At 72.9% G+C, this 22,419-nt stretch carries 22 protein-coding genes and 1 pseudogene; 6 read left to right on the top strand and 17 right to left on the bottom strand.

Features of this window, described 5'->3' with window-relative positions; genetic code table 11:
- Positions 1-18: 18 nt before the first annotated feature.
- The gene (locus AB6L24_RS28950; protein ID WP_405659993.1) at positions 19-1,233 is read left to right on the top strand and encodes a THUMP-like domain-containing protein; all 1,215 of its coding nucleotides are present in this window, start codon (positions 19-21) and stop codon (positions 1,231-1,233) included.
- 91 nt (positions 1,234-1,324) lie between these two features.
- On the opposite strand, the pseudogene AB6L24_RS28945 reads toward AB6L24_RS28950, so the two are convergent.
- Both AB6L24_RS28945 and AB6L24_RS28940 read right to left on the bottom strand, forming a co-directional pair.
- A pseudogene (locus tag AB6L24_RS28945) lies at positions 1,325-1,447 on the bottom strand (transcriptional regulator); the annotation flags it as partial.
- Between the two features lie 75 nt (positions 1,448-1,522).
- Positions 1,523-3,088, bottom strand: coding sequence for an MFS transporter (locus AB6L24_RS28940; protein ID WP_405659991.1), 1,566 nt, complete (start codon positions 3,086-3,088; stop codon positions 1,523-1,525).
- 111 nt (positions 3,089-3,199) lie between these two features.
- Here AB6L24_RS28940 and AB6L24_RS28935 point away from each other — a divergent pair, with 111 nt between their 5' ends.
- Together AB6L24_RS28935 and AB6L24_RS28930 are read left to right on the top strand one after the other, a co-directional pair.
- Positions 3,200-4,003, top strand: coding sequence for a TetR/AcrR family transcriptional regulator (locus AB6L24_RS28935; protein ID WP_405659989.1), 804 nt, complete (start codon positions 3,200-3,202; stop codon positions 4,001-4,003).
- Positions 4,004-4,069: 66 nt separating this feature from the next.
- The gene (locus tag AB6L24_RS28930; RefSeq protein WP_405659987.1) at positions 4,070-5,251 is read left to right on the top strand and encodes a hypothetical protein; all 1,182 of its coding nucleotides are present in this window, start codon (positions 4,070-4,072) and stop codon (positions 5,249-5,251) included.
- Here the strand turns inward: AB6L24_RS28930 and AB6L24_RS28925 are convergent.
- Genes AB6L24_RS28925 through tsaB form a run of 4 tightly spaced genes read right to left on the bottom strand, consistent with a single transcriptional unit; the run spans position 5,215 to position 7,900 of the window.
- The gene (locus AB6L24_RS28925) at positions 5,215-5,472 is read right to left on the bottom strand and encodes a hypothetical protein (protein ID WP_405659985.1); all 258 of its coding nucleotides are present in this window, start codon (positions 5,470-5,472) and stop codon (positions 5,215-5,217) included. The two genes, AB6L24_RS28930 and AB6L24_RS28925, sit on opposite strands and share 37 nt — an antisense overlap.
- 16 nt (positions 5,473-5,488) lie before the next feature.
- Positions 5,489-6,604: a tRNA (adenosine(37)-N6)-threonylcarbamoyltransferase complex transferase subunit TsaD gene (gene tsaD / locus AB6L24_RS28920; protein WP_030361410.1), complete on the bottom strand. Its 1,116-nt coding sequence runs from the start codon at positions 6,602-6,604 to the stop codon at positions 5,489-5,491.
- The gene (rimI, locus tag AB6L24_RS28915; protein ID WP_405663400.1) at positions 6,597-7,187 is read right to left on the bottom strand and encodes a ribosomal protein S18-alanine N-acetyltransferase; all 591 of its coding nucleotides are present in this window, start codon (positions 7,185-7,187) and stop codon (positions 6,597-6,599) included. The genes tsaD and rimI overlap by 8 nt, the downstream gene beginning before the upstream one ends.
- A 47-nt stretch (positions 7,188-7,234) precedes the next feature.
- Positions 7,235-7,900, bottom strand: a complete 666-nt coding sequence (gene tsaB, locus AB6L24_RS28910) for a tRNA (adenosine(37)-N6)-threonylcarbamoyltransferase complex dimerization subunit type 1 TsaB (protein WP_405659983.1) — start codon at positions 7,898-7,900, stop codon at positions 7,235-7,237.
- Between the two features lie 103 nt (positions 7,901-8,003).
- Between tsaB and AB6L24_RS28905 the strand changes: the two genes are divergently transcribed.
- A complete protein-coding gene (locus tag AB6L24_RS28905) occupies positions 8,004-8,552 on the top strand; it encodes a hypothetical protein (RefSeq protein WP_087887802.1) in 549 nt (182 codons plus the stop codon).
- Positions 8,553-8,595: 43 nt separating this feature from the next.
- Here the strand turns inward: AB6L24_RS28905 and AB6L24_RS28900 are convergent, their stop codons facing one another.
- From AB6L24_RS28900 to glmS, 7 genes are all read right to left on the bottom strand, one after another.
- Positions 8,596-8,787, bottom strand: a complete 192-nt coding sequence (locus AB6L24_RS28900) for a hypothetical protein (protein WP_405659981.1) — start codon at positions 8,785-8,787, stop codon at positions 8,596-8,598.
- A gap of 208 nt (positions 8,788-8,995) precedes the next feature.
- The gene (gene tsaE / locus AB6L24_RS28895; RefSeq protein ID WP_405659980.1) at positions 8,996-9,508 is read right to left on the bottom strand and encodes a tRNA (adenosine(37)-N6)-threonylcarbamoyltransferase complex ATPase subunit type 1 TsaE; all 513 of its coding nucleotides are present in this window, start codon (positions 9,506-9,508) and stop codon (positions 8,996-8,998) included.
- Between the two features lie 61 nt (positions 9,509-9,569).
- Positions 9,570-10,802, bottom strand: a complete 1,233-nt coding sequence (locus AB6L24_RS28890) for an alpha/beta fold hydrolase (RefSeq protein ID WP_405659978.1) — start codon at positions 10,800-10,802, stop codon at positions 9,570-9,572.
- A gap of 13 nt (positions 10,803-10,815) precedes the next feature.
- On the bottom strand, positions 10,816-11,976 hold the full coding sequence (gene alr, locus AB6L24_RS28885) for an alanine racemase (RefSeq protein ID WP_405659975.1): 1,161 nt from the start codon (positions 11,974-11,976) through the stop codon (positions 10,816-10,818).
- Between the two features lie 491 nt (positions 11,977-12,467).
- Positions 12,468-13,934: an NAD(P)H-hydrate dehydratase gene (locus AB6L24_RS28880; RefSeq protein ID WP_405659972.1), complete on the bottom strand. Its 1,467-nt coding sequence runs from the start codon at positions 13,932-13,934 to the stop codon at positions 12,468-12,470.
- An 89-nt stretch (positions 13,935-14,023) separates the two neighbouring features.
- A complete protein-coding gene (locus AB6L24_RS28875) occupies positions 14,024-14,392 on the bottom strand; it encodes a holo-ACP synthase (protein WP_385712015.1) in 369 nt (122 codons plus the stop codon).
- A gap of 44 nt (positions 14,393-14,436) precedes the next feature.
- Complete coding sequence (glmS, locus tag AB6L24_RS28870; RefSeq protein ID WP_405659970.1) at positions 14,437-16,293, bottom strand: glutamine--fructose-6-phosphate transaminase (isomerizing); 1,857 nt, start codon at positions 16,291-16,293, stop codon at positions 14,437-14,439.
- A gap of 80 nt (positions 16,294-16,373) precedes the next feature.
- Here glmS and coaA point away from each other — a divergent pair, with 80 nt between their 5' ends.
- Both coaA and AB6L24_RS28860 read left to right on the top strand, forming a co-directional pair.
- Positions 16,374-17,381 carry a type I pantothenate kinase gene (coaA, locus tag AB6L24_RS28865; protein WP_234311341.1) on the top strand — a complete coding sequence of 336 codons (1,008 nt, stop codon included), beginning with the start codon at positions 16,374-16,376 and terminating at the stop codon, positions 17,379-17,381.
- Between the two features lie 32 nt (positions 17,382-17,413).
- Positions 17,414-18,364 carry a DUF389 domain-containing protein gene (locus AB6L24_RS28860; protein ID WP_405659968.1) on the top strand — a complete coding sequence of 317 codons (951 nt, stop codon included), beginning with the start codon at positions 17,414-17,416 and terminating at the stop codon, positions 18,362-18,364.
- On the opposite strand, the gene glmM is transcribed toward AB6L24_RS28860, so the two are convergent.
- The 4 genes from glmM to AB6L24_RS28840 form a co-directional block, all read right to left on the bottom strand.
- Entirely contained in the window at positions 18,361-19,719 is a 1,359-nt protein-coding gene (gene glmM, locus AB6L24_RS28855) for a phosphoglucosamine mutase (RefSeq protein ID WP_087885490.1), read from the bottom strand. The genes AB6L24_RS28860 and glmM overlap by 4 nt on opposite strands.
- A gap of 189 nt (positions 19,720-19,908) precedes the next feature.
- A complete protein-coding gene (gene rpsI, locus AB6L24_RS28850; RefSeq protein ID WP_380854168.1) occupies positions 19,909-20,433 on the bottom strand; it encodes a 30S ribosomal protein S9 in 525 nt (174 codons plus the stop codon).
- Between the two features lie 42 nt (positions 20,434-20,475).
- Entirely contained in the window at positions 20,476-20,919 is a 444-nt protein-coding gene (rplM, locus tag AB6L24_RS28845) for a 50S ribosomal protein L13 (RefSeq protein ID WP_405659965.1), read from the bottom strand.
- Positions 20,920-21,130: 211 nt separating this feature from the next.
- On the bottom strand, positions 21,131-22,390 hold the full coding sequence (locus tag AB6L24_RS28840; RefSeq protein ID WP_405659962.1) for a glycosyltransferase 87 family protein: 1,260 nt from the start codon (positions 22,388-22,390) through the stop codon (positions 21,131-21,133).
- Between the last annotated feature and the right edge of the window lie 29 nt (positions 22,391-22,419).

Genomic DNA, 22,419 nt, shown 5'->3' with positions numbered 1-22,419 from the left:
TCCACCGACTGGCCCACAATGGGCGACGTGAACGATCCGCTTGCCTCCTTCGCCGCGCTCCGCACCGCCGAGGGCCAGGGCCTCCTCGACGCCGTACGGGACGTGGAACCGAGTCAGGAGCTCGCGGTGGCCACCCGGCTGCGCCGCGAGCACCCCGCCGACTTGGTCTCCGCCGCGCTCGCGCAGGCGCGGCTGCGGCAGCGGGCGGCTGCGAAGTTCGGCGCGGCGGACGCCGCCCGCATGTACTTCACGCCGAACGGCGTCGAGCAGTCCACGCGCACGTCCGTGGCGACGTACCGCGCGCGGCGCTTCAGTGACCCCGGCGAACTCGGCGGCCTCGGCGTACGCTCCGTCGCCGACCTCTGCTGCGGCATCGGCGGCGACGCCATCGCCCTCGCGCGCGCCGGGGTCGCCGTCCTCGCCGTCGACCGCGACCCGCTGACCTGCGCGGTCGCCCGCGCCAACGCCGAAGTCCTCGGCCTCGCCGACCTCATCGAGGTCCGCGAGGCGGACGTGACCGACGTCGACACCTCCCCCTACGACGCCGTCTTCGTCGACCCCGCGCGGCGCGGCGGGCGCGGCCGGATCTTCGACCCCGAGGCGTACTCGCCGCCCCTCTCCTGGGCCGTCGAGACCGCCCGCAAGGCGCCCCGCGCCGCCCTCAAGATCGCCCCCGGCATTCCGCACGAGGCCGTGCCCGGCGAGGCCGAGGCCGAGTGGATCTCGGACGGGGGTGACGTGAAGGAGGCCGTGCTGTGGTTCGGCGGTGACGCGCCCGGCTCGCACCGGGCCACGCTGCTGCCGTCCGGGGACACCCTCGCCTCCCCGCTCGCCACGATGCTCCCCGACCCGGACGTGCGGCCTGTCGGGCGCTTTCTGTACGAGCCCGACGGGGCCGTCATCCGTGCCCATCTCGTCGCCGAGGTCGCCGCGCGGGTCGGTGGTGGGCTCATCGACGAGACCATCGCCTACGTCACCTCCGACGCCGCCGTCGGCACGCCCTACGCCGACGCCTACGAGATCACCGACCAGTTGCCCTTCAACGTCAAGAAGCTGAAGGCTCTCCTTCGGGAGCGGGGGGTCGGCATCCTCACCGTCAAGAAGCGCGGCTCCGCCGTCGAGCCCGAGGAACTCCGCCGCAAGGTGAAGCCCCAGGGGCCTGGGTCCGCCACGGTGTTCCTCACCCGGGTGGGGGGCGCGCCGACGATGCTGGTGGGGCACCCGGTGGGGTAGCCCTCGCGGGGGCGCCCCAGACCCGCCCCTCCCCGAACCTGGGGCTCCGCCCCAGACCCCGCTCCTCAAACGCCGGAGGGGCTGGATTTTCCAGCCCGGCCTTGGTCATCTCCTGGAGCAGCTCGCCCATGCGCTCCTCGAGATCGGCGCTCGGGCCGCCGCTCTCCGGCAGGTTGTTCGCGTCGATGCGGATCATCGTCAGATAGCGCGGCATGGCCGTGACTCCGTTCAGCAGGTGGGTGGCGGAGGCTCTCCCCGCCGCCCGCTCCCACTTCTCACTTCTCACTTCTCACTGATGCGTCGAACGGGAGACGCCCGGATCGACACCCTCGCCGAGATTCTTCGAAGATTCTTCGGATGCGTACGTCTCCGCGGGTAGCGAGGGTGTCGCCGCCGACGGCGCGGGCGCACTCCGCCGCCCGTGCAGCACCACCGTCGCCACCGCCGCCCCCACGAGCAGCGCCGCCGCCACCCCGAACGCCGCCGCGTACCCCTCCGCGAGCGCCCCGGGCCCCGGCCCCGCCCCCGGCCCTCCCCCCGCCCCCGTCGCACTGGCCGCCACCGTCACAAGCACCGCGAGCCCGATCGAACCCCCGAGCTGCCGCGAGGTGTTGAGCAGCCCGGACGCCATCCCGGTCTCTCCCGCAGCGACCCCCGACGTCGCCGCCGTGCCGAGCGGTACGAAGCACATGCCGATGCCGACGCTGGCCACGAGCGAAGGCCCGAGGATCGACCCCGCGAACGTGCCGCCCGCCTCGACCGCGAGCGCGAACCACGCGAACCCGGCCGCCCCGAGCAGCCCGCCCGCCACGAGGAGCGCCCGCTCCCCGACCCGGCCCACCGTGCGGGTCGCGATCACCGTGCCCGCGACGACGCCCGCGCAGAACGGCAGGAAGGCGGCTCCGGCGCGCGTGGGCCCGTACGCCATGACGTCCTGGAGGTAGAGCGAGGTGAAGTAGAACGCGGCGAACTGGCCCGAGGACATCAGGAGCGCGAAGACGTTCGCCGACAGGACGGGGCGGTGCGTGAGCAGGCCAAGGCGGAGCAGCGGGCCGCGCGCGTGCCGTTCGCCGCGCCGCTCGACCCCGCAGAACGCGACCAGGAGGACGGCCGCCGCGGCCAGCGTGCCCACGGTCGTCGCCGAGCCCCAGCCGTAGGTCTCGGTGCGGACCAGGCCGAGGACGAGCGCGCTCGTACCCGCCGTGACCAGGAGCGCGCCCGCCACGTCCAGGCGCGGCGCGGGCCCCGTGCGCCGGTCGGCGGGGATGCCGGAGCGGCTCGCCGCGAGCGCCACGAGCACCACCGGCACGTTGACCAGCATCACCGAGCGCCAGCCCACCCAGTCCGTCAGCAGTCCGCCCGCCATGATCCCGACGGCACCGCCGAGCGCACCCGAAGCGCCCCAGAGCCCGAGGGCCCGCGCCCGCTCCCGGCCCGCCGCGAAGTGGACGGTGATCAGCGCGAGCGCCACCGGCGCGAGGGCGGCGGCGCCCGCCCCCTGCACCGCCCGCGCCGCGATCAGCTGCCCCGGGCTCTGCGCGAGCCCGCCGACGAGGCTCGCGGCCCCGAACACCAGGAACCCGGCGACCAGCGTGCGCCTGCGCCCCACGAGGTCGGCCAGTTTGCCGCCGAGCATGAGCAGCCCGCCGAACGCGAGCGCGTACGCGTTGACGACCCAGGTCAGCGACTCGGGCGCGAAGCCGAGGTCGGAGCCCATGTCGGGCAGGGCGATGTTGACGACGGACATGTCGAGGGAGACGAGGAACTGGACGGTCAGGAGGACGGGGAGCAGGAGCGGGCCGGGCGGAGGGGTCGAAGAGGTCGGAGAGGCCGACGAGGTCGGAGAGGTCGTCATGCGGCGCACATTATTATACGCGTATAGAAATTAGCTATACGCGTACGGAAATTGGTCGGAAGCGAGGCCCCGGGGGTCGGCCCCCACACGCCCGGACGCGACAATGAGCGCGTGGCAGCGCGAGCGAACGGCGAGAAACCCGGCACACCCGGGAACGGCACGGCCGGACAGGACACGGGCGGCCAGAACACGCCCGGGCAGACCCCGGCCGGACAGACCCCGACCGGGCAGAAGCGCCGCGTCGGGCGCCCCCGGCGGATCGAGCCGGCGGCGATCGTCGACGTGGCGCGGCGCATCCTCCAGGAGGAGGGCGTCGCGGCGCTCAGCATGCGCCGGGTCGCCAAGGAGGTCGGCGCCACCCCCATGGCGCTCTACCACCACGTGCGCGACAAGGACGAGCTGCTGATGCTCACCCTGGCCGGGACGGCCGCGACCCTGCCCCGCCCCGAGCTGCCCGCCGACCCCCGCGACCGGCTGCTCGCCGTCGCCCTGCACATGCACGGCATCCTGCGGGAGCTGCCCTGGGTGGTGGAGGTCCTGAGCCTCGGCGACCTCAGCGACAAGGGCGCGATGTGGATGGTCGACGAGATCATCGGCGCGGGCGTCGCCTGCGGGCTCTCCCCCGTCGAGGCCGCGCACGCCTACCGCACCGTCTGGCACTGCGTGTACGGCGACCTCGCCTTCCGGAACGCGATGACGCGCCGCGCCGCGGAGCCCGACCGCAAGCGGTACTTCCCCGACACCCTCACGGAAGCCGACACCGCCGACCTGCCCCACGTCGCCCCGCTGGCCTCCCGCTGGGCGGAGCTGCGGGAGACCTACGACTTCGCCCGCCAGCTCGGCGCGGTGGTGGACGGCCTGCTCGGCCGCGCCACCCGCCCGACGCCGTCGCACCCGCGAGCGGACACGCCATAGACAACGCGGTTACCGACCGACTACACAGGGCTCTGCGCAGCACGCACGCCACACGGGGGGGCACGCATGGCCGCATGGGGTCAGGGTGGGGCAGGACAGGGCATACCCGGTCAAGGCATACCCGGGCAGGGCCCACGGGGGCAGGGCTTCAGGGGACGCGTCGCACCGCACGACGCCCCGGCGCTCCAGTGGACCGGCGCGGCCGTCCTGATCTACGCGCTCACGGCGACGATCTGGATCGGGTACGAGGCCAAGGAGGCCGTCGACCACCCGTACGCCAGGTTCTCCTTCAAGGCCCTGTACGACCCGCGGCAGTTCCTGACGCCGGTCGCGCAGACCCACTTCGACTGGGCGTTCCTCGTGACCGCCGTCGTCGTCGGCGCCCTCGCGCTCGGGCGGCTCCGGGTGGCGCGCGGGGGCCTCGCCCTGGTGGCCGCGCTCCTGATCTGCCTGGGCCTGCGGGAAGTCGTCGGCCTCATGGCCTCGGACGAGTACGGCGACCTCATCACCGAGATCGGCTACGGCAAGGCCCTGCTCACCTTCCGCTTCACGGGCATCGCCCTCGGATGCGCGATCTGGGCGGCCGTGGCCCGCACCCGCGACCGGACGGACGGCACCCCGCCCCCGGCCCGCATTCCGGCCCACCCTCCGGCCCCGCCACAGCCCCCGTACGCGGACGCCCCGCCCCCGCCCGCCTACGCCCCGTACGGCGACATCTACTCCACCCGGCCCGGCGCGAACGTCCGCCGACCGGCCTTCGTGGCGTCCGGCATCGCCCTGCTCCTGAGCGGCGCGATCGAGGTGAGCTGGCTGATCTACTCCCTGAACCGGGACAACGTCCACTTCATCGGCAGCAGGCCGGGCTCCGACGCGGGCGACTTCTTCCGGGCTGCGGTCGACGCCTCCCGCGGCTTCCCGCTCCCCCAGGCCTTCTACGCCCTGGCCCTGGTGGCCGCGCCCCTGCTCGTCGGCGCCCTGCTGCTGGCCGGGCGCCCGGCGGCCCGCGGCGCCGCGCTCGCCCTGGCGCTCGCCTCGACCTACTTCGACGTCCGCACCCTGGTCCCGGCCTTCGACGACGGCTTCGACCCGTACTGGGACTCGACGGTCGGCACGCTCACCATCCTGACGCCGTTCGTCACCCTGCCGCTCCAGGCGCTGGTGGTGATCGCGCTGCTCGGGGCGCGCGAGGACGGCGCGGGCGCCTACGGGGGTCAACCCTGGCCGAGGGACTCGAACCGCCACCTGTGAGGCGGCCTGGCGGCCAACTCCACGGGCGGCTCGGCGAGTTCGGGCAGGTCGGCGTCGTACGCCGCGTCCCACCAGGTGATCACGAGGACGCGGTCCTGCGGCGCCTGGAAGGTCTCCCGGCGCAGCGGCGCGGGCTCCAGGGTCTGGGCCCGCGCCCACGCGAGGAGTTCCGGGCCCCGGCCCGCGCCGGCCCGTGCCTCCCACATCAACGCGACGCTCATGAGCGGAGGTTGCCCTTCACGAGTAGAGGTTGTCCTTGCTGACCTCGTGCACGTGGTCGTGGTCGTGGCTGTGTGCGTGCGCGCCCGGCACGTGCGGCTCCGTCACCGGCAGCGAGGAGTCGGCCGAGAGCCCGAGGTCGGAGGCGGCGCGGTTGCGGGCGACCATCTCCGCGCCGAGCGCGGCGACCATCGCGCCGTTGTCCGTGCACAGCTTCGGCCGCGGCACCCGCAGCCGGATCCCGGCCCGCTCGCACCGCTCCTGGGCCATCGCCCGCAGCCGGGTGTTCGCGGCCACACCGCCGCCGATCATGAGGTGGTCCACGCCCTCGTCCTTGCAGGCCCGCACCGCCTTGCGGGTCAGCACGTCGACCACGGCCTCCTGGAAGGACGCCGCCACGTCCCGCACCGGAACCTCCTCGCCCGCGGCCCGCTTCGCCTCGATCCAGCGCGCCACCGAGGTCTTCAGGCCGGAGAAGGAGAAGTCGTACGCGGGGTCGCGCGGCCCGGTCAGACCGCGCGGGAACGCGATGGCGTCCGGGTCGCCCTCGCGGGCGTAGCGGTCGATGACAGGACCGCCGGGGAAGCCCAGGTTGAGGACCCGGGCGATCTTGTCGAAGGCCTCGCCCGCCGCGTCGTCGATCGTCGCGCCAAGGGGCCGCACGTCGGAGGTGATGTCGGTGGACAGGAGCAGCGAGGAGTGCCCGCCGGACACGAGGAGCGCCATCGTCGGCTCCGGCAGCGCCCCGTGCTCCAGCTGGTCGACGCAGATGTGCGACGCCAGGTGGTTCACGCCGTACAGCGGCTTGCCGAGGGCGTACGCGTACGCCTTCGCCGCCGAGACCCCGACGAGCAGCGCGCCCGCGAGGCCGGGGCCCGCGGTGACGGCGATGCCGTCCAGGTCCTTGGCGCTCACGCCCGCGTCCTTCAGGGCGCGCTGGATGGTGGGGACCATCGCCTCCAGGTGCGCGCGGGACGCCACCTCGGGCACGACGCCGCCGAAGCGCGCGTGCTCGTCGACGCTGGACGCGACCGCGTCCGCGAGCAGCGTCGTGCCGCGGACGACGCCGACGCCCGTCTCGTCGCAGGAGGTCTCGATGCCGAGGACGAGGGGCTCGTCACGGGTGTCAGCCATGGATCTCGGTTCCTTGTACGCCGTTCAGCGGGCCAGGGGCCTGGCCGTCGGTGGGGCCGGCGGCCGAGCCGTCGGCCGCGGGGTCGGGGGCGCCGTGCGCGGAGCAGTCCGCCGCGGCGGACGGGTCGGACAGGCGCATCACCAGCGCGTCCACGTTGCCCGGCTGGTAGTAGCCGCGACGGAAGCCGATCGGCTCGAAGCCGAAGCGCTGGTAGAGCTTCTGCGCGCGGGTGTTGTCCACCCGCACTTCGAGCATCACCTCGGTCGCCTCGAAGGCCGTGGCGTGCCGCAGCAGTTCGGTGAGCAGCCGCGCGCCGAGGCCGGAGCCCCAGTGGTCGCGCGCGACGGCGATGGTCTGCACGTCGGCGGCCACGGCGGCGCCGCCGTCGGAGTCCGTGCCCGCGACGGCGAGGCCGCCGTAGCCGACGAGGCGTTCGCCCTCGTACGCCACCAGGTAGCGGCGGGTCGAGCCGGGCCCGCGGGCGTGCGCGAGCTCGGACCAGAACATGCCGCGGGACCAGGCGTCGTCCGGGAAGAGCTCCTTCTCCAGGGCGAGCACGGCGTCGATGTCCCACCAGCGCATCTCGCGCGGCACGACGGCGGGGGGCGGCGTCTTCGACGGCACGGTGGTCACTTGGGTGTGACCACCTTGTAGTTCTTGGGGACCTGCGCGTCGGGGCGGCGCAGGTACAGCGGGCGGGGTTCGAGGAGTTCCTCGCCCGCGGCGAGCCGCTCCGCCGCGAGCGCGGCGAGCGCCGCGGCCGACACGTGCTCGGGGCCGCGCACGTCCCCGAAGGCGTCCGGGTAGAGGGCGGCACCCGCGCCGACGGCGGGGAGCCCGGCGACCTGCTCCGCGATGTCGGCGGGCCGGTCGACGGCGGGACCGCTCACCCTCGTACGGGCGTCCTCGTAGCGCGCCCAGTAGACCTCCTTGCGGCGGGCGTCCGTCGCCACGACGAACGGCCCGTCCTCGATGCCCGCCGCGTAGGCGAGGCCGTCGAGGGTGCACACCCCGTGCACCGGGACGCCGAGGGCGAGGCCGAAGGTGTCGGCGGTCATCAGGCCGACGCGCAGACCCGTGTAGGGGCCGGGGCCGACGCCGACGACGACGTCCGTCACCGCGTCGAGTCCGAGGCCCGCCTCGGCCAGGACCCGGTCCACGGCGGGCAGCAGCAGCTCGCCGTGGCGGCGGGCGTCGACCTGGCTCGATTCGGCGACTGTTCCGAAGGAGGCCGTGCCGTCGTGCAGGGCGACGGTGACGGCGGGGGTGGCGGTATCCAGAGCGAGCAAGAGCACGCGAACAGCCTACGGCTCCGACGCCCGGCGCACGGCCGCCCCGGCACGGGCCGCGCCTGCTGCTACCGTCACCCCATAGCCGTACGTAGGAGAGGTGGGCCAGGTGTCAAGGAGCAGCTCGGGATTCGTGGCCGGGCTCACCGCGGCGGCACTCGCCGTGGTCGGCTTCCTCGCCTACCAGGCCTCCGCGAACGCCCCGGACGACCTCAACGCCCGCCCGGACAAGTCCCCGACGGCCCCCTCGCGCTCCCCCGGCGGCAAGACCGACCCGCTGAAGCTGCCCGCCGGTTCCGGCGCCGGCAAGCGCGTCGTGTACTCCCTCGAAGGGGACCGGGTGTGGCTGGTCGGTGAGTCCGGCAAGGTGAAGCGCACGTACAAGGTCACGCCGAGCACCGTGGACCCCGTGCCGGGGTCGTACGCCGTCAGCTCGCGGACGGGTCAGGTCATAGGGTCCGACGGCGTGCAGATCGAGCACGTGGTGCGGTTCACGAGTGTCGACGGCATAGCGATCGGGTTCAGCGCGGCGCTCAACGGCTCGACGCAGAAGCCGGACCCGGCGAAGAAGACCGGCGGCATCCGCTCCTCGCGCGAGGACGGCAACGTGATGTGGGACTTCGCCCTGTACGAGACGAAGGTCGTCGTGGTCCGCTAGGACCGGCCGGACCAACCGATCCCCCGACGCCGCGGCGCCCGCTCTAAGCGGCGTCGCGGCGTCGCTCGTCCGTGTGCACGGGCGTCGGGTGCGCCGGTGCCTCGGGGGCGGGGGGCGGCGTGGAGACGGCGCTCGCGGCGGCGCAGGACGCCAGCAGATCACTCATCGAGTACGCGTGGGAGGTCGTCGACGGCCGGTGCGGCCGGGGCTGCGCATCGCGTTCTGAAGCCGGCATGGACGCCTCCTGGGGCTCCGGGGGCAGACGTGGTTAGGTAGACCTAACCCGTACCTGGTATCCATGTGACCACGTACGACGCTCGGCGCGCAACATCTTGCCGACGGCTTGTCGGAAAGTTCGGGCGAACCGACGAGAACGCGTCACCGCGCAGGAGCCCCCACACCCGCAGCCGCAGCGGACCCGCCCCCGCCTCCCCCTCGGCCCCTCAGGCGGAGAGGACCGTCAGATCGGCCCCGGCCCACCGCTCCCCGATCCCCCGCAGCGTCACCTCACGCACCTCGTCGGTGGTGTCCCCGACGGCCCGATGGATCAGAACGTGCAGCCGGTCCTCCGAGAGCTCCTCGACCTTGCCGTCGCCCCACTCGACGACGATCACGGAGTCGGGCAGGGACACGTCGAGGTCCAGGTCCTCCATCTCGTCGAGGCCACCGCCCAGGCGGTACGCGTCGACGTGGACCAGCGGCGGACCGTCGCCGAGGGAGGGGTGGACGCGGGCGATGACGAAGGTCGGGGAGGTGACGGCGCCGCGCACGCCGAGGCCCTCCCCGAGCCCGCGGGTCAGCGTCGTCTTGCCCGCGCCGAGCTCGCCGGTGAGCATGACGAGGTCTCCGGGGCGCAGGATCTTGGCCAGGCGGCGGCCCAACTCGCCCATCTGCCCCGGCGAGTTCACGGTGAGCTCGAGAGCGTTGGCGGGGGCCGGGCTGTGCGGTGCTTCCATGACGGAAACGTTAGCCGCTCGGCGCACCCGCCCCGGCCCGGCCGACACCGGGCCCGGCGCCTCACATGGCGGCGCTGCGCGCCTGTTCCTTGGCCCTGACCAGCAGATCGGCGATGCGGTCGGTGACCACCTCGGGGTGTTCGAGCATCACCAGGTGCCCGGCGTCGGGGACGAGCACCAGTTCGGCGTCCGGCAGCAGGTCCGCGATGGCCTCGCTGTGCTCGCTCGGGGTGACGAGGTCCTTGTCACCCGCGAGGACGAGCACGGGAAGCCCGGCGAAGTGGACGAGCGCCTCGGCCTTGTCGTGCTCGGCGAAGGCCGGGTAGAACTCGGCGACCACGTCGATGGGCGTGGACTCGATGAGCCGCTCCGCGAACCGGGCGACGGCGGGATCAACGTCTTTGGAGGCGAAGGAGTACCGCTTGATGATGCCCGCGAACAGGTCGGCGGTGGCGCGGCGCCCCTTCTCCACCAGGTCGGCCTGGGAGCCGAGGGCCTTCAGGACGCCGGGCAGGACGCGCCGGATGGCGTTCATGCCCGCGACGGGAAGGCCGAAGCTGACCTCGCCGAGCTTGCCGGAGGAGGTGCCGATGAGGACGACGCCGACGACGCGGTCGCGGATCAGCTCGGGGAACTGGTCGGCGAGGGCCATGGTCGTCATGCCGCCCATGGAGTGGCCGACGAGGACGAGGGGCCCGGTGGGCGCGGCCGCGTCGATGACGGCCTTCAGGTCCCGGCCGAGCTGGTCGATGGAGACGGGTTTGTCGTCGTGGATCTGGGCCATGCCGCGACCGGAGCGGCCGTGGCTGCGCTGGTCCCAGTAGACGCTGCGCACGACACCGCGCAGGGCGGCGCGCTGGAAGTGCCAGGAGTCCTGGCCGAGACAGTAGCCGTGACTGAAGACAAGGGTGACGGGATCGGGCGCCTTGCGCCCGAAGAGCCGCAACCGCCGAGGCACAGCCCCCTCATCCCCACCCCCCTCACCACTGCCGTCCCCCACCTCATCGACCTCATAGGCGAGCTCCGTGCCGTCGTCGGCGTAGGCCTTGCCGGGCATGCCGCGGAGCGAGCCGAAGGGCCCGGAGGCGTCGAGGGCGAGGCGGGCCTTCTTGCGCATGCCGCGTCCGACGGTCATCCGCTCGATGGCGACGCCGGCCGCGGCGCCCGCGGCGATGACTCCTATGGCGGCGCCCGCGATGCCGGCCCGCCGCCAGTTGCTGCCCGCGGAACCGGCGACCTCGGCCACTTCGGTCACCAAGTCCGCGGCGGCCGCCCCCGTGCTGCCCTCGCCCACGTGCCGCTCCTCTTCAGTCGTCGCTGCCGCTGTGCCGCTCGTCGACATAGACGCGCGGAACGCGGGAACCGATGCGCGTCACGATCTCGTACGCGATGGTGCCCGCCGCGCGCGCCCAGTCCTCGGCGGTCGGCTCACCCCGGTCACCGGCCCCGAAGAGCACGGCCTCCGCGCCGACCTCCGGCTCGTCGCCGCCCAGGTCGACCACGAACTGGTCCATGGCGATGCGGCCCGCGGCGGTACGCCACTTGCCGCCGACCAGGACGGGTCCGGAGCCGGAGGCGTGCCGGGGGATGCCGTCGCCGTACCCGGCCGGGACCAGGCCGAGGGTGGTGGCGACGGGGGTGGTGTAGTGGTGGCCGTAGCTCACGCCGTGGTCGGCGGGGGCGTGCTTGACCGAGGCCAGGGCGGCGGCGACGGTCATGACGGGCCGCAGGCCGAAGTCCTGCGGGGTGCCGATCTCGGGACTGGGAGAGACGCCGTACATGGCGATGCCAGGCCGAACTAGATCGAAGTGAGCCTCAGGAACAGTCAGCGTCGCAGGCGAATTGGCGATGTGCCGCACCTCGGCGCGTATCCCCTCCCCCTCCGCGTGAGCGAGCATCTCCCGGAACACGTCGAGCTGACTCTTGATGGAGGGGTGCCCCGGCTCGTCGGCGCAGGCGAAGTGGGACCACAGCCCGGTCACCTTCACGAGCCCGTCCGCCTCGGCGCGCAGGGCCGCCGCGATCAGCTCGGGCCAGTCCTCGGGCATGCAGCCGTTGCGGCCGAGGCCGGTGTCCGCCTTCAGCTGGACGCGGGCCGTACGCCCGGCGGCGCGGGCGGCCGCGGTGACCTCGCGCAGGGCCCACATGCCGCTCACCGAGACGTCCACGTCGGCCTCGACGGCCTCGCGCCAGGGGCCGCCCGGGGTCCAGAGCCAGCACATCACGCGGCCGCCGACGCCGGCCGCGCGCAGGGCGAGGGCTTCCTCCGGGGTGGCGGTGCCCACCCAGGTGGCGCCTGCCTCCAGGGCGGCGCGGGCGCACGGGATCATTCCGTGGCCGTAGCCGTCCGCCTTCACGACGGCCATGAAGGCGGCCGTGGGGGCGTGGGCGCGGAGCGTACGCACGTTGGCCCTCAGGGCGGCGAGGTCGATCTCGGCGCGGACGCGCGGCAGTGCAGTCTCAGTCATCGCGCCCAAGTCTCTCAGAGCCGCACCTGGCCGGGGGCCCGCACCCGTCCCACCCCCGCCCCGTGGACCTCACGGGCGGCCCCAACCCTGGGACTCCCCTCCCCACACATCAAAGTCACCCCGGCCTGGGCCCCGTACCTCTCCCTCACATCAAAGTGACCGTCGGCCTGGGCTGTGCCCACCCGTTCCGCCCTCTGGGCGGCCCAGCTGCCCACAGCGGGTAGCGGCAGCTGGAAGCGGCCGCGCCCCCACCGGACCAAAGGGCGAACGCTCGCCCCCGCCGGACCGTCGGCCGGACGGGGAACCCCCACCGGACCGAAAGCCGCGAACCGAACGGGAGGGGACGTGCCGGTATGTCCGCGCGCAGCTCGGCCCACCACGAGGGGCGTACACAAGACGCGGGCGACGCCACACACGCGAGCACGGACATACCGGCACGGCCCCGCACCCACGAACCGGACAGAGGGCGAAGGGGCAGCAACCCCCACGACCTACCCCCGCACGTCCCGCCAAGCCAGCGGCACCGCGTCCGCGACGTCCTGGGCCCCCACCGGTGCCCCCTCAGCCGCGAGCCGCGCCGCGAGCCCGTGCAGGAACGCCCCCACGGCCCCCGCGTCCCGAGCCGCGAGCCCCGCGGCCAGCAACGACCCGGCAAGCCCCGAAAGCACGTCCCCGCTCCCGGCCGTGGCCAGCCACGCCGTCCCCGTCGGGTTGACGCGCACGACCCCGCCCCCACCCGGCGAGGCGACCAACGTGGTCGACCCCTTCAACAGCACCGCGGCCGCGTACCGAGCAGAAAGCTCCCGCACCGCGTCGAGCCGCGCCCCCTCGACCTCCCCCCGCGACACCCCGAGCAGCGCGGCCGCCTCCCCGGCATGCGGCGTGAGCAAGGTCGGCGCGGCCCGCCCCCGCACGGCATCGGGGTCGACAAGGCGCAGCCCGTCGGCGTCGATGAGGACGGGCACATCGGCGGCCACCACGTCCCGCAGCCGCCCGGCGTCGTCCCCGAGCCCAGGACCGGCCACCCAGGCCTGCACCCGCCCGGCCTTGGCGGGCGGCCCGTCGGACACGAGGGCTTCGGGGAAGCGGGCGATGACGGCGTCGGCGGCGGGCCCGACGTACCGCACGGCCCCGGCCCCGCCACGCAGGGCACCGGCGACGGAGAGGACGGCGGCGCCCGGGTATTGGGCGGACCCGGCGACGATGCCGACGACCCCGCGCCGGTACTTGTCGCTCGCGGCGCCGGGCACGGGCAACAGCCGGTCGACGTCGGCGTACTGAAGGGCTTCGAGTGCGGCTGCGTGCGGCCCGAGCGAGCCGTCGAGCCCGATGTCGACGAGCCGGACGGCCCCGGCGTACTCCCGCCCGGGGTCGACGAGCAACCCGGGCTTGTAGGTCCCGAAGGTCACGGTCGCGTCGGCGCGCACGGCGTCCCCGGCCACCTGCCCGGTGTCGGCGTCGACGCCACTGGGCAGATCCACGGCGACGATCAGGGCACCGGAGTCCTCGGCGGCACGCACGAGCCGGGCGGCGAGGGGCCGCAGCGCACCCTTGCCACCGATGCCGACGATCCCGTCGACGACGAGCCGGGCCCGCCCGACAGCGGCGAGCGCACCCTCCGCGACACCCCCACCCCCCACCACAGCGTCAACAACCCGCCCCCCAGCCCCCCGAAACGCAGCAAGCCCACCCTCATGGACCCGCTCAGGAGCAAGCAGCACAGCAGTCACTCCAGCACCACGCCGAGCGAGCCGCGCCCCGGCGTACAGGGCGTCACCCCCGTTGTCCCCGCTGCCGACGAGAAGCACGACCCGCGCCCCGTACACCTTGCCGAGCAACTGCCCGCAGGCGACGGCGAGCCCGGCGGCGGCGCGCTGCATCAGGGCGCCGTCGGGGACGCGGGCCATGAGGTCGTGCTCGGCGGCTCGGACACTCTCCACGCTGAAGGCAGTACGCATGCCCCAAGTCTCCCGCACGGGAGGAAACCCCACGCGTCGGCGAGCCCCCCCCTCAGCACCCCCGCTCCCCCGCTCCCCCGCTCCCCCAACTACCCCTCAGCGATCACCACAGCGGAAGCAACCCCAGCGTCATGACTCAAGGAGACATGCCACCCCCGAACCCCCAGAGCCTCAGCCCGAGCGGCAACGGTCCCCGAGACGCGCAGACGGGGCTGCCCACTCCCCTCGACGTACACCTCGGCATCGGTCCACCGCAGCCCGGCGGGAGCACCCAGGGCCTTGGCGAGAGCCTCTTTCGCGGCGAAGCGGGCGGCGAGGGAGGCGACGCCGCGCGGCTCCCCGCTGGGCAGGAACAACTCCGGCTCGACGAAGAGCCGTTCCCGCATCCCGGGCGTCCGCTCCAACGAGGCGGCGAACCGCTCGATCTCGGCAACGTCGATCCCGACCCCAATGATCACGAACTCACTCCCCTGCTCACAGCCCCGCGCCCCCGCTCACGAACTCACTCCACGGTCACCGACTTGGCCAGATTCCGAGGCTGATCCACCTCGTTGCCCCGGGCCACGGCGAGCTCGCAGGCGAAGACCTGAAGGGGCACCGTGGCGACGAGGGGCTGAAGCAGCGTAGGCGTAACGGGCACGCGGATCAGATGGTCGGCGTACGGGACGACGGCGTCGTCGCCCTCCTCGGCGATGACGATGGTGCGGGCGCCCCGGGCCCGGATCTCCTGGATGTTGGAGACGATCTTGTCGTGGAGGACGGAGCGCCCGCGGGGCGAGGGCACGACCACGACGACGGGCAGGCCCGGCTCCACGAGGGCGATGGGCCCGTGCTTGAGCTCACCGGCGGCGAAGCCCTCGGCGTGCATGTAGGCGAGTTCCTTGAGCTTGAGGGCGCCTTCGAGGGCGACGGGATACCCCACGTGCCGCCCGAGGAAGAGCACGGTCCCGGCCCCGGCGAGGGACCGGGCGAGCGTGCGGACGGGCTCCATCCCGGCGAGCACCCGCTCGACGGCGTCGCCGATGTCGGCCAGGTCCCGGACGACGCCGAGCACCTCGTCGCCCCACTTGGTGCCGCGGACCTGACCGAGGTAGAGGGCGACGAGGTAGCAGGCGACGAGCTGGGTGAGGAAGGCCTTGGTGGAGGCGACGGCGACCTCGGGCCCGGCGTGGGTGTAGAGCACGGCGTCGGACTCGCGCGGAATCGTGGAGCCGTTGGTGTTGCAGATGGCGAGGACGCGGGAGCCCTGCTCGCGGGCGTGCCGGAGGGCCATGAGGGTGTCCATGGTCTCGCCGGACTGGGAGACGGCGATGACGAGGGAGCGGTCGTCGAGGATCGGATCGCGGTAGCGGAACTCGCTGGCGAGTTCCACCTCGCAGGGCAGCCGCGTCCAGTGCTCGATGGCGTACTTGGCGATGAGCCCGGCGTGGAAGGCGGTGCCGCAGGCGACGACCACGACCTTGTCGACCTCGCGCAGCTCGGCGGCGGGGATGCGCAGCTCGTCGAGGGTGAGCGCGCCGTCGGCGCCGATGCGGCCGAGGAGGGTGTCGGCGACCGCGCGGGGCTGCTCGGCGATCTCCTTGTGCATGAAGGAGGCGTACCCGCCCTTCTCGGCGGCGGCCGCGTCCCAGTCGACGCGGAAGTGCCGCACCTCGGCGGGGCGCCCGTCGAAGTCGGTGACGGTGACCTCGACGACGCCGCCCCGCCGCACCTCGACGACCTGGTCCTGCCCCAGCTCGACGGCGGACCGGGTGTGCGCGATGAACGCGGCGACGTCGGAGGCGAGGAAGGCCTCGCCCTCGCCCACACCGACCACGAGGGGCGAGTTCCGGCGCGCCCCCACGACCACGTCCGGGGCGTCGGCGTGCACGGCGACCAGCGTGAACGCGCCCTGGAGCCGCCGGCACACCAGCCGCATGGCCTCGGCGAGGTCGGCGCAGCCGGAGAACTCCTCGGCGAGGAGGTGGGCGACGACCTCGGTGTCGGTCTCGGAGCCGAGGACGTGCCCCCGTTCGGCCAGCTCGGCACGCAGGGCGGCGAAGTTCTCGATGATGCCGTTGTGGACGACGGCGACGCGCCCGGCGTTGTCGAGGTGGGGGTGGGCGTTGCGGTCGGTGGGGCCGCCGTGGGTGGCCCAGCGGGTGTGTCCGATGCCGGTGGCGCCCGCCGGGAGCGGCCGGTCCACCAGGGCCTTCTCCAGATTGACGAGCTTGCCGGACTTGCGGGCCGAGGCGATCTGGCCATCGGCGAGTACGGCCACTCCGGCCGAGTCGTATCCCCGGTACTCCAGGCGCCTGAGCCCGGCGAGCACCACTTCGAGCGCAGACTGCGAGCCGACATATCCGACAATTCCACACATGCCGCAAAGCCTACGACGCATATCGACCAAGGTGACGCACCCCACCCGCCCAGCTGTTCAAACAGCCGTAACAATGGAATGTGATCTCTTCGGTCTCAGCGCCCACGAAGGCGCCACGGGGCGCCCACCGGCACAAGCCGGAGGCGACCCCTTATGTCGACCTCACCCGATCCGAGTGGAGCGCGCTGCGCGAGAAGACGCCGCTGCCGCTCACCGCCGACGAAGTCGAGAAGCTGCGCGGCCTCGGCGACGTCATCGACCTCGACGAGGTCCGTGACATCTATCTGCCGCTGTCGCGTCTGCTGAATCTGTACGTGGGCGCGACGGACGGCCTGCGCGGCGCCCTGAACACGTTCCTGGGCGAGACGGGCGAGAAGGCCGCCCAGTCGGGCACTCCGTTCGTGATAGGCGTCGCCGGATCGGTGGCCGTCGGCAAGTCGACGGTCGCCCGCCTCCTGCAGGCCCTGCTCTCGCGCTGGCCGGAGCACCCGCGCGTGGAGCTGGTCACCACCGACGGCTTCCTGCTGCCCACCAAGGAGCTGCAGGCCCGCGGCCTGATGTCGCGCAAGGGCTTCCCCGAGTCGTACGACCGGCGGGCCCTGACCCGCTTCGTCGCCGACATCAAGGCGGGCAAGGACGAGGTGACGGCCCCCGTCTACTCGCACCTGATCTACGACATCGTGCCCGGCGAGCGCCTCACGGTCCGCCGCCCGGACATCCTCATCGTCGAGGGCCTGAACGTCCTGCAGCCCGCCCTGCCCGGCAAGGACGGCCGCACCCGCGTGGGCCTCGCCGACTACTTCGACTTCAGTGTGTACGTGGACGCGCGCCCCGAGGACATCGAGCGCTGGTACCTGAACCGCTTCCGCAAGCTGCGCGCCACGGCCTTCCAGAACCCGTCCTCGTACTTCCGCAAGTACACCCAGGTCTCCGAGGAGGAGGCCCTGGACTACGCCCGCACCACCTGGCGGACCATCAACAAGGTCAACCTCCTGGAGAACGTGGCCCCCACCCGCGGCCGCGCCACCCTCGTCGTCCGCAAGGGGCCCGACCACAAGGTGCAGCGCCTCAGCCTGCGCAAGCTCTGAAGGGCCCGTCAGGGCCGCGTTAAGGTGCGGACATGCTGCATCTGCGCCTGATCACCCCGCCGGAAAAGACCGACGACGTGGTGCGCCTGATCGAGAAGACCCCGGGCACCACGCATCTGGCCGTCGTGGCGGGCGCGGCGCGCAACCCCTCGGGCGACATCGTCATGTGCGACGTCGCCCGGGAGGCGGGCGACGAGCTGATCGACAGGCTGCGCGGCCTGGAGATCGACAAGCACGGGTCGATCGCCCTGGAGAACATCGACCTGTCGCTGTCGCTGCGCGCCGACAAGGCGGAGGACGAGGCGCCGGGCGAGGGCGCGGACGCGGTCCTGTGGGAGCACCTGGAGGACGCCACCCACGAGGAGTCCACGCTCTCCGTCACCTACGTCGCCTTCATCACGCTCGCCACGATGATCGCCGCGTGCGGTGTGGTCCTCGACAACGCCATCCTGATCGTCGGCGCGATGGCGGTGGGCCCGGAGTTCGGGCCGCTCGCGGGCTTCTGCACGGCCCTGGTGCAGCGCGCGCCCCGGCTCGCGCTGCGCTCGATGATCGCGCTGCTCGTGGGCTTCGCGGTGGCGATGGTGGTGACGGTCGGATTCAGCTTCTTCATGGACGCGGTCGACCTGTTCGACGCGGAGTCCCTGGACGCCGCCCGCCCCAACACCAACTTCATCTACCGGCCCGACTGGTTCTCCTTCGTCGTGGCCGTCCTCGCGGGCGCCGCCGGGATGCTCTCGCTGACCTCGGCGAAGTCGGGCGCCCTGGTGGGTGTCGCGATCTCGGTGACGACGGTCCCGGCGGCGGCGAACGCCGCGGTCGCCTTCAGCTACGACAAGTACAACCAGGCCTGGGGCTCCACCGAACAGCTGCTCCTGAACCTGCTCGGCATCGTCCTCGCCGGTACGTGCACGCTGCTCGCCCAGAAGCTGCTCTGGGCGCGGCAGCGCGAACGGACCGCGAGGACACGCGAACTGGGCTAGCCCAGCGCCGACTTCACCACGTCGGCGAGGCGCCCGGCGACGGAGCGGGCCTGCTCGATGTCGGCGGCCTCGACCATCACGCGCACCAGCGGCTCGGTGCCGGAGGGGCGGAGCAGCACCCGCCCGGTCTGGCCCAGCTCGCGCTCGGCGTCGGCGACGGCCGAGGACAGCTCCGCGGAGGTCTTGACCCGGGACTTGTCGACGTCGGGGACGTTGATGAGGACCTGCGGCAGGCGCTCCATGACGGCGGCGAGCTCGGCGAGGCTCCGGCCGGTCTCGGCGACGCGGGCGGCGAGGAGCAGGCCGGTGAGGGTGCCGTCGCCGGTGGTGGCGTGGTCGAGGACGATGACGTGCCCGGACTGCTCGCCGCCGAGGGCGTAGCCGTGCTCCTTCATCGACTCCAGGACGTACCGGTCGCCGACGGCCGTCTGCACCAGGGACAGGCCCTCGCGCTCCATGGCCAGCTTGAAGCCCAGGTTCGACATGACGGTCGCGACAACGGTGTCCTGGCGCAGCACGCCGCGCTCGCGCATGGCGAGGGCGAGGACGGCGAGGATCTGGTCGCCGTCGACCTCGGCGCCGGTGTGGTCCACGGCAAGGCAGCGGTCGGCGTCGCCGTCGTGGGCGATGCCGAGGGCGGCGCCGTGCTCGACGACGGCGGCCTTCAGGAGGTCGAGGTGGGTGGAGCCGCAGCCGTCGTTGATGTTGAGGCCGTCCGGCTTGGCGCCGATGGTGATGATCTCGGCACCGGCGCGGGCGAACGCCTCGGGCGAGACCCGCGCGGCCGCGCCGTGCGCCTCGTCCAGGACGACCTTGAGCCCGTCGAGCCGGTTGGGCAGCACGCCGATGAGGTGGGCGACGTACTGGTCGAAGCCTTCGTCGTACGTCGTCACGCGGCCGACGCCCGCACCCGTGGGGCGCTCCCAGGGGGCGCCGGTGCGGTGCTCGTCGTACACGGCCTCGATGCGGTCCTCGAGGTCGTCGGCGAGCTTGTGGCCGCCGCGGGCGAAGAACTTGATGCCGTTGTCGGGCATCGCGTTGTGGCTCGCGGAGAGCATCACGCCGAGGTCGGCGCCCAGCGCACCGGTGAGATGCGCCACCGCGGGGGTGGGCAGCACACCGACGCGCAGGACGTCCACGCCCGCGCTGGCGAGGCCCGCGACCACCGCGGCCTCGAGGAACTCCCCGGACGCCCGCGGATCTCGTCCGACCACCGCCGTCGGGCGATGGCCTTCGAAGGTGCCCGCTTCGGCGAGCACATGCGCCGCGGCGACCGAGAGCCCGAGCGCGAGCTCGGCCGTCAGATCCGCGTTGGCGACACCGCGCACACCGTCCGTGCCGAAGAGTCGTCCCACTGCTGTCCTCCGAACATTGAGTGTCGGCTGGTCCTGCGGACGCGGTGACGTCAGCGGCTCCACCGCACGGTCCCGGACGCTCAGCCTGTCGAACTTCTACCCCAGATCATGGGGTGCTGATAAACGAACGCCCCGACAGCACACAGGGTGCCGCCGGGGCGTTCGAGAAGTACTAGCAGGCAGCGGTGATTAGCGCTTGCTGTACTGCGGGGCCTTGCGGGCCTTCTTCAGACCGGCCTTCTTGCGCTCGACCGCACGGTCGTCACGCTTGAGGTAACCGGCCTTCTTGAGGGCGCCACGGTTGTTGTCGACGTCGGCCTCGTTCAGCGCACGGGCGACACCGAGACGGAGCGCACCGGCCTGACCGGAGACGCCGCCGCCCGAGATGCGGGCGATGACGTCGTAGCGGCCGTCGAGCTCGAGCACCTTGAAGGGCTCGTTGACTTCCTGCTGGTGGACCTTGTTCGGGAAGTAGTCCTCGAGCGTACGCCCGTTGACCTTCCACTTGCCGGTGCCCGGGACGATCCGGACGCGGGCGATGGCGTTCTTGCGACGGCCCAGGCCGGCGGCCGGCTGCGGGTCGCCGAAGCGCGCGGCGTTGGACTCCGAGGTGTACTCGCCCTCCACGGGCGCGTCCGACTCGGTGGTGTACGACTCGATGTCGATGTTCTCGGCAGTCTCGTCGAGCGGCTGCTCAGGGGTGGTCTCGGCCACGATGCTCCTCAGATTCTTTTTCGTCTTAGGGGGTGGCCGGAACTACTGCGCGACCTGGGTGATCTCGAACGGGACCGGCTGCTGAGCGCCGTGCGGGTGCTGGTCGCCCGCGTAGACCTTCAGCTTCGAGAGCATCTGACGGCCCAGGGTGTTCTTCGGGAGCATGCCCTTGACGGCCTTCTCGACGGCCTTCTCGGGGTTCTTCTCGAGGAGCTCGTCGTAGCGGACCGAACGGAGGCCGCCCGGGTAGCCAGAGTGGCGGTAGGCCATCTTCTGGGTCTTCTTGTTGCCGGACAGGTGCACCTTGTCGGCGTTGATGATGATGACGAAGTCACCAGCGTCGACGTGCGGCGCGTAGATCGGCTTGTGCTTGCCCCGCAGGAGGGTGGCGGCAGTGGTCGCGAGACGGCCGAGGACGATGTCCTGGGCGTCGATCACGTGCCACTGGCGAGTGATATCGCCGGGCTTAGGGCTGTACGTACGCACTTCGTAGCCTTCGCTTCTTCAGTGGATGAGTTCCAGACACACGGATCCTCTGAAGCGATCATGCAGCTGGGGCTCACAAAGGCCGGGACGATGCCCGTATGCGAGCCACTGGTAACTGCTCCAGGGAACTTGCGTAAGGGCCCATCGCGTGAGAACGACCAAGCCAATACGCATAACGAACTGGCACAATACCCGCCATGCCCCGTACGGGTCAAAACGGGGCCGCCACCGGCGACCAGCGGGAAGGGGCGGGACCGGGGAGCCCCCGGCAGGACCCATGGCGCCGCCCTGCGGACGCACACCACCAGAACACCACCCCCGCCAGCACACAGAGCGTGAACGCGTCCTTGAAGGCCCGCTGCGGCAGCGCCTCCACCCCCACCCACACGAACCCCGGCACCTGCGGCACCAGCGCCACCCAGAACCACGGCACCCGCACCACGGAGCCCACCCCGAGGCCCCCGGCCAGCAGCAGCGGCAGCACGACCAGCAGATAGTGGTCGTACGACGGCCGCGACACGAGAAACGCGGCCAGCATCAACGCGGCCGCACTCTCCACGACCCGCCCCGCCTCGCCCGCCCCGGCCGACGGGCCCCGCGCCCCCGCCCAAGGCCCAGGGGCCCGCCACCGAAGCCACGCACACCACACCCCCACCACAGCCCCCACCCCCGAGACCAGCGACGCCACCACCCCCGGCACCCCCACCCGCGGCAGCACAGCGGCGGGCGACGCCTCGTAGAGGCGCACGAACCGGTCCTCGCCGCGCAGCAGGAACGGCAGGGTCCGGGTGAAGAACGCCCCCGGATCCGGCAGGACGAGCGCGGCGAGCACCGACACCACCACCGGCACGAGCACCGCCACCCCCAGCGCCCGCCACTTCCGCGCGAAGACGAAGAGCAGCAGCACCGGCACGAGCAGCGGCTTCACGGCGACCGCCACCCCGATCACCGCCCCGGCCGTCCCCCACCGCCCCCGGCAGACGCACAGCAGCGCCACCGGCAGCGCGAGCGCGGACGCCACCGTCCAGTTGCCCAGCTCCACGAGGTGCACGAAGGGCGCGAAGCCCAGGACGAGCCCGAGCAGCCCGAGCACGGCGAACCGGCTCCCCCAGGCCACACCGTGGATCCGCAGCGCACAGAACCACCCGGAGGCCAGCGCCCCCACCACCCCCACGGGCACGAGCACCCGCGCCGCCCCCGGGAACACCGCCTGCGGCACCGCCGCGAGCACGGCCCCCGGCAGATAGAGGAAGTGCCGGTCGGCGTAGGGCGAGCGCCCGTCCAGCCAGGACTCCGCGGCCCGCACGACGATCGCGTTGTCCATGCCGCCGTCCGGCACCCGGCAGACGATCCGCAGCGCCGCCGCCCCGAGGACGACCCCGAGCACGGCCCACGCCCACCACCCGGCGGGCCGGGCCGACCACCCGGCCGGACCAGAAAAGTCGTCACCATCCGATTTGCCCGCATCCATGCCGGTCAGGCTAGGGCGAGATCGGCCCA

The organism is Streptomyces sp. RK9 (genome assembly GCF_045070545.1).
GTDB lineage: Bacteria > Actinomycetota > Actinomycetes > Streptomycetales > Streptomycetaceae > Streptomyces > Streptomyces alboflavus.
The sequence above is the reverse complement of the archived record's forward strand: the minus strand, read 5'-3'. Positions and strand labels throughout refer to the sequence as shown.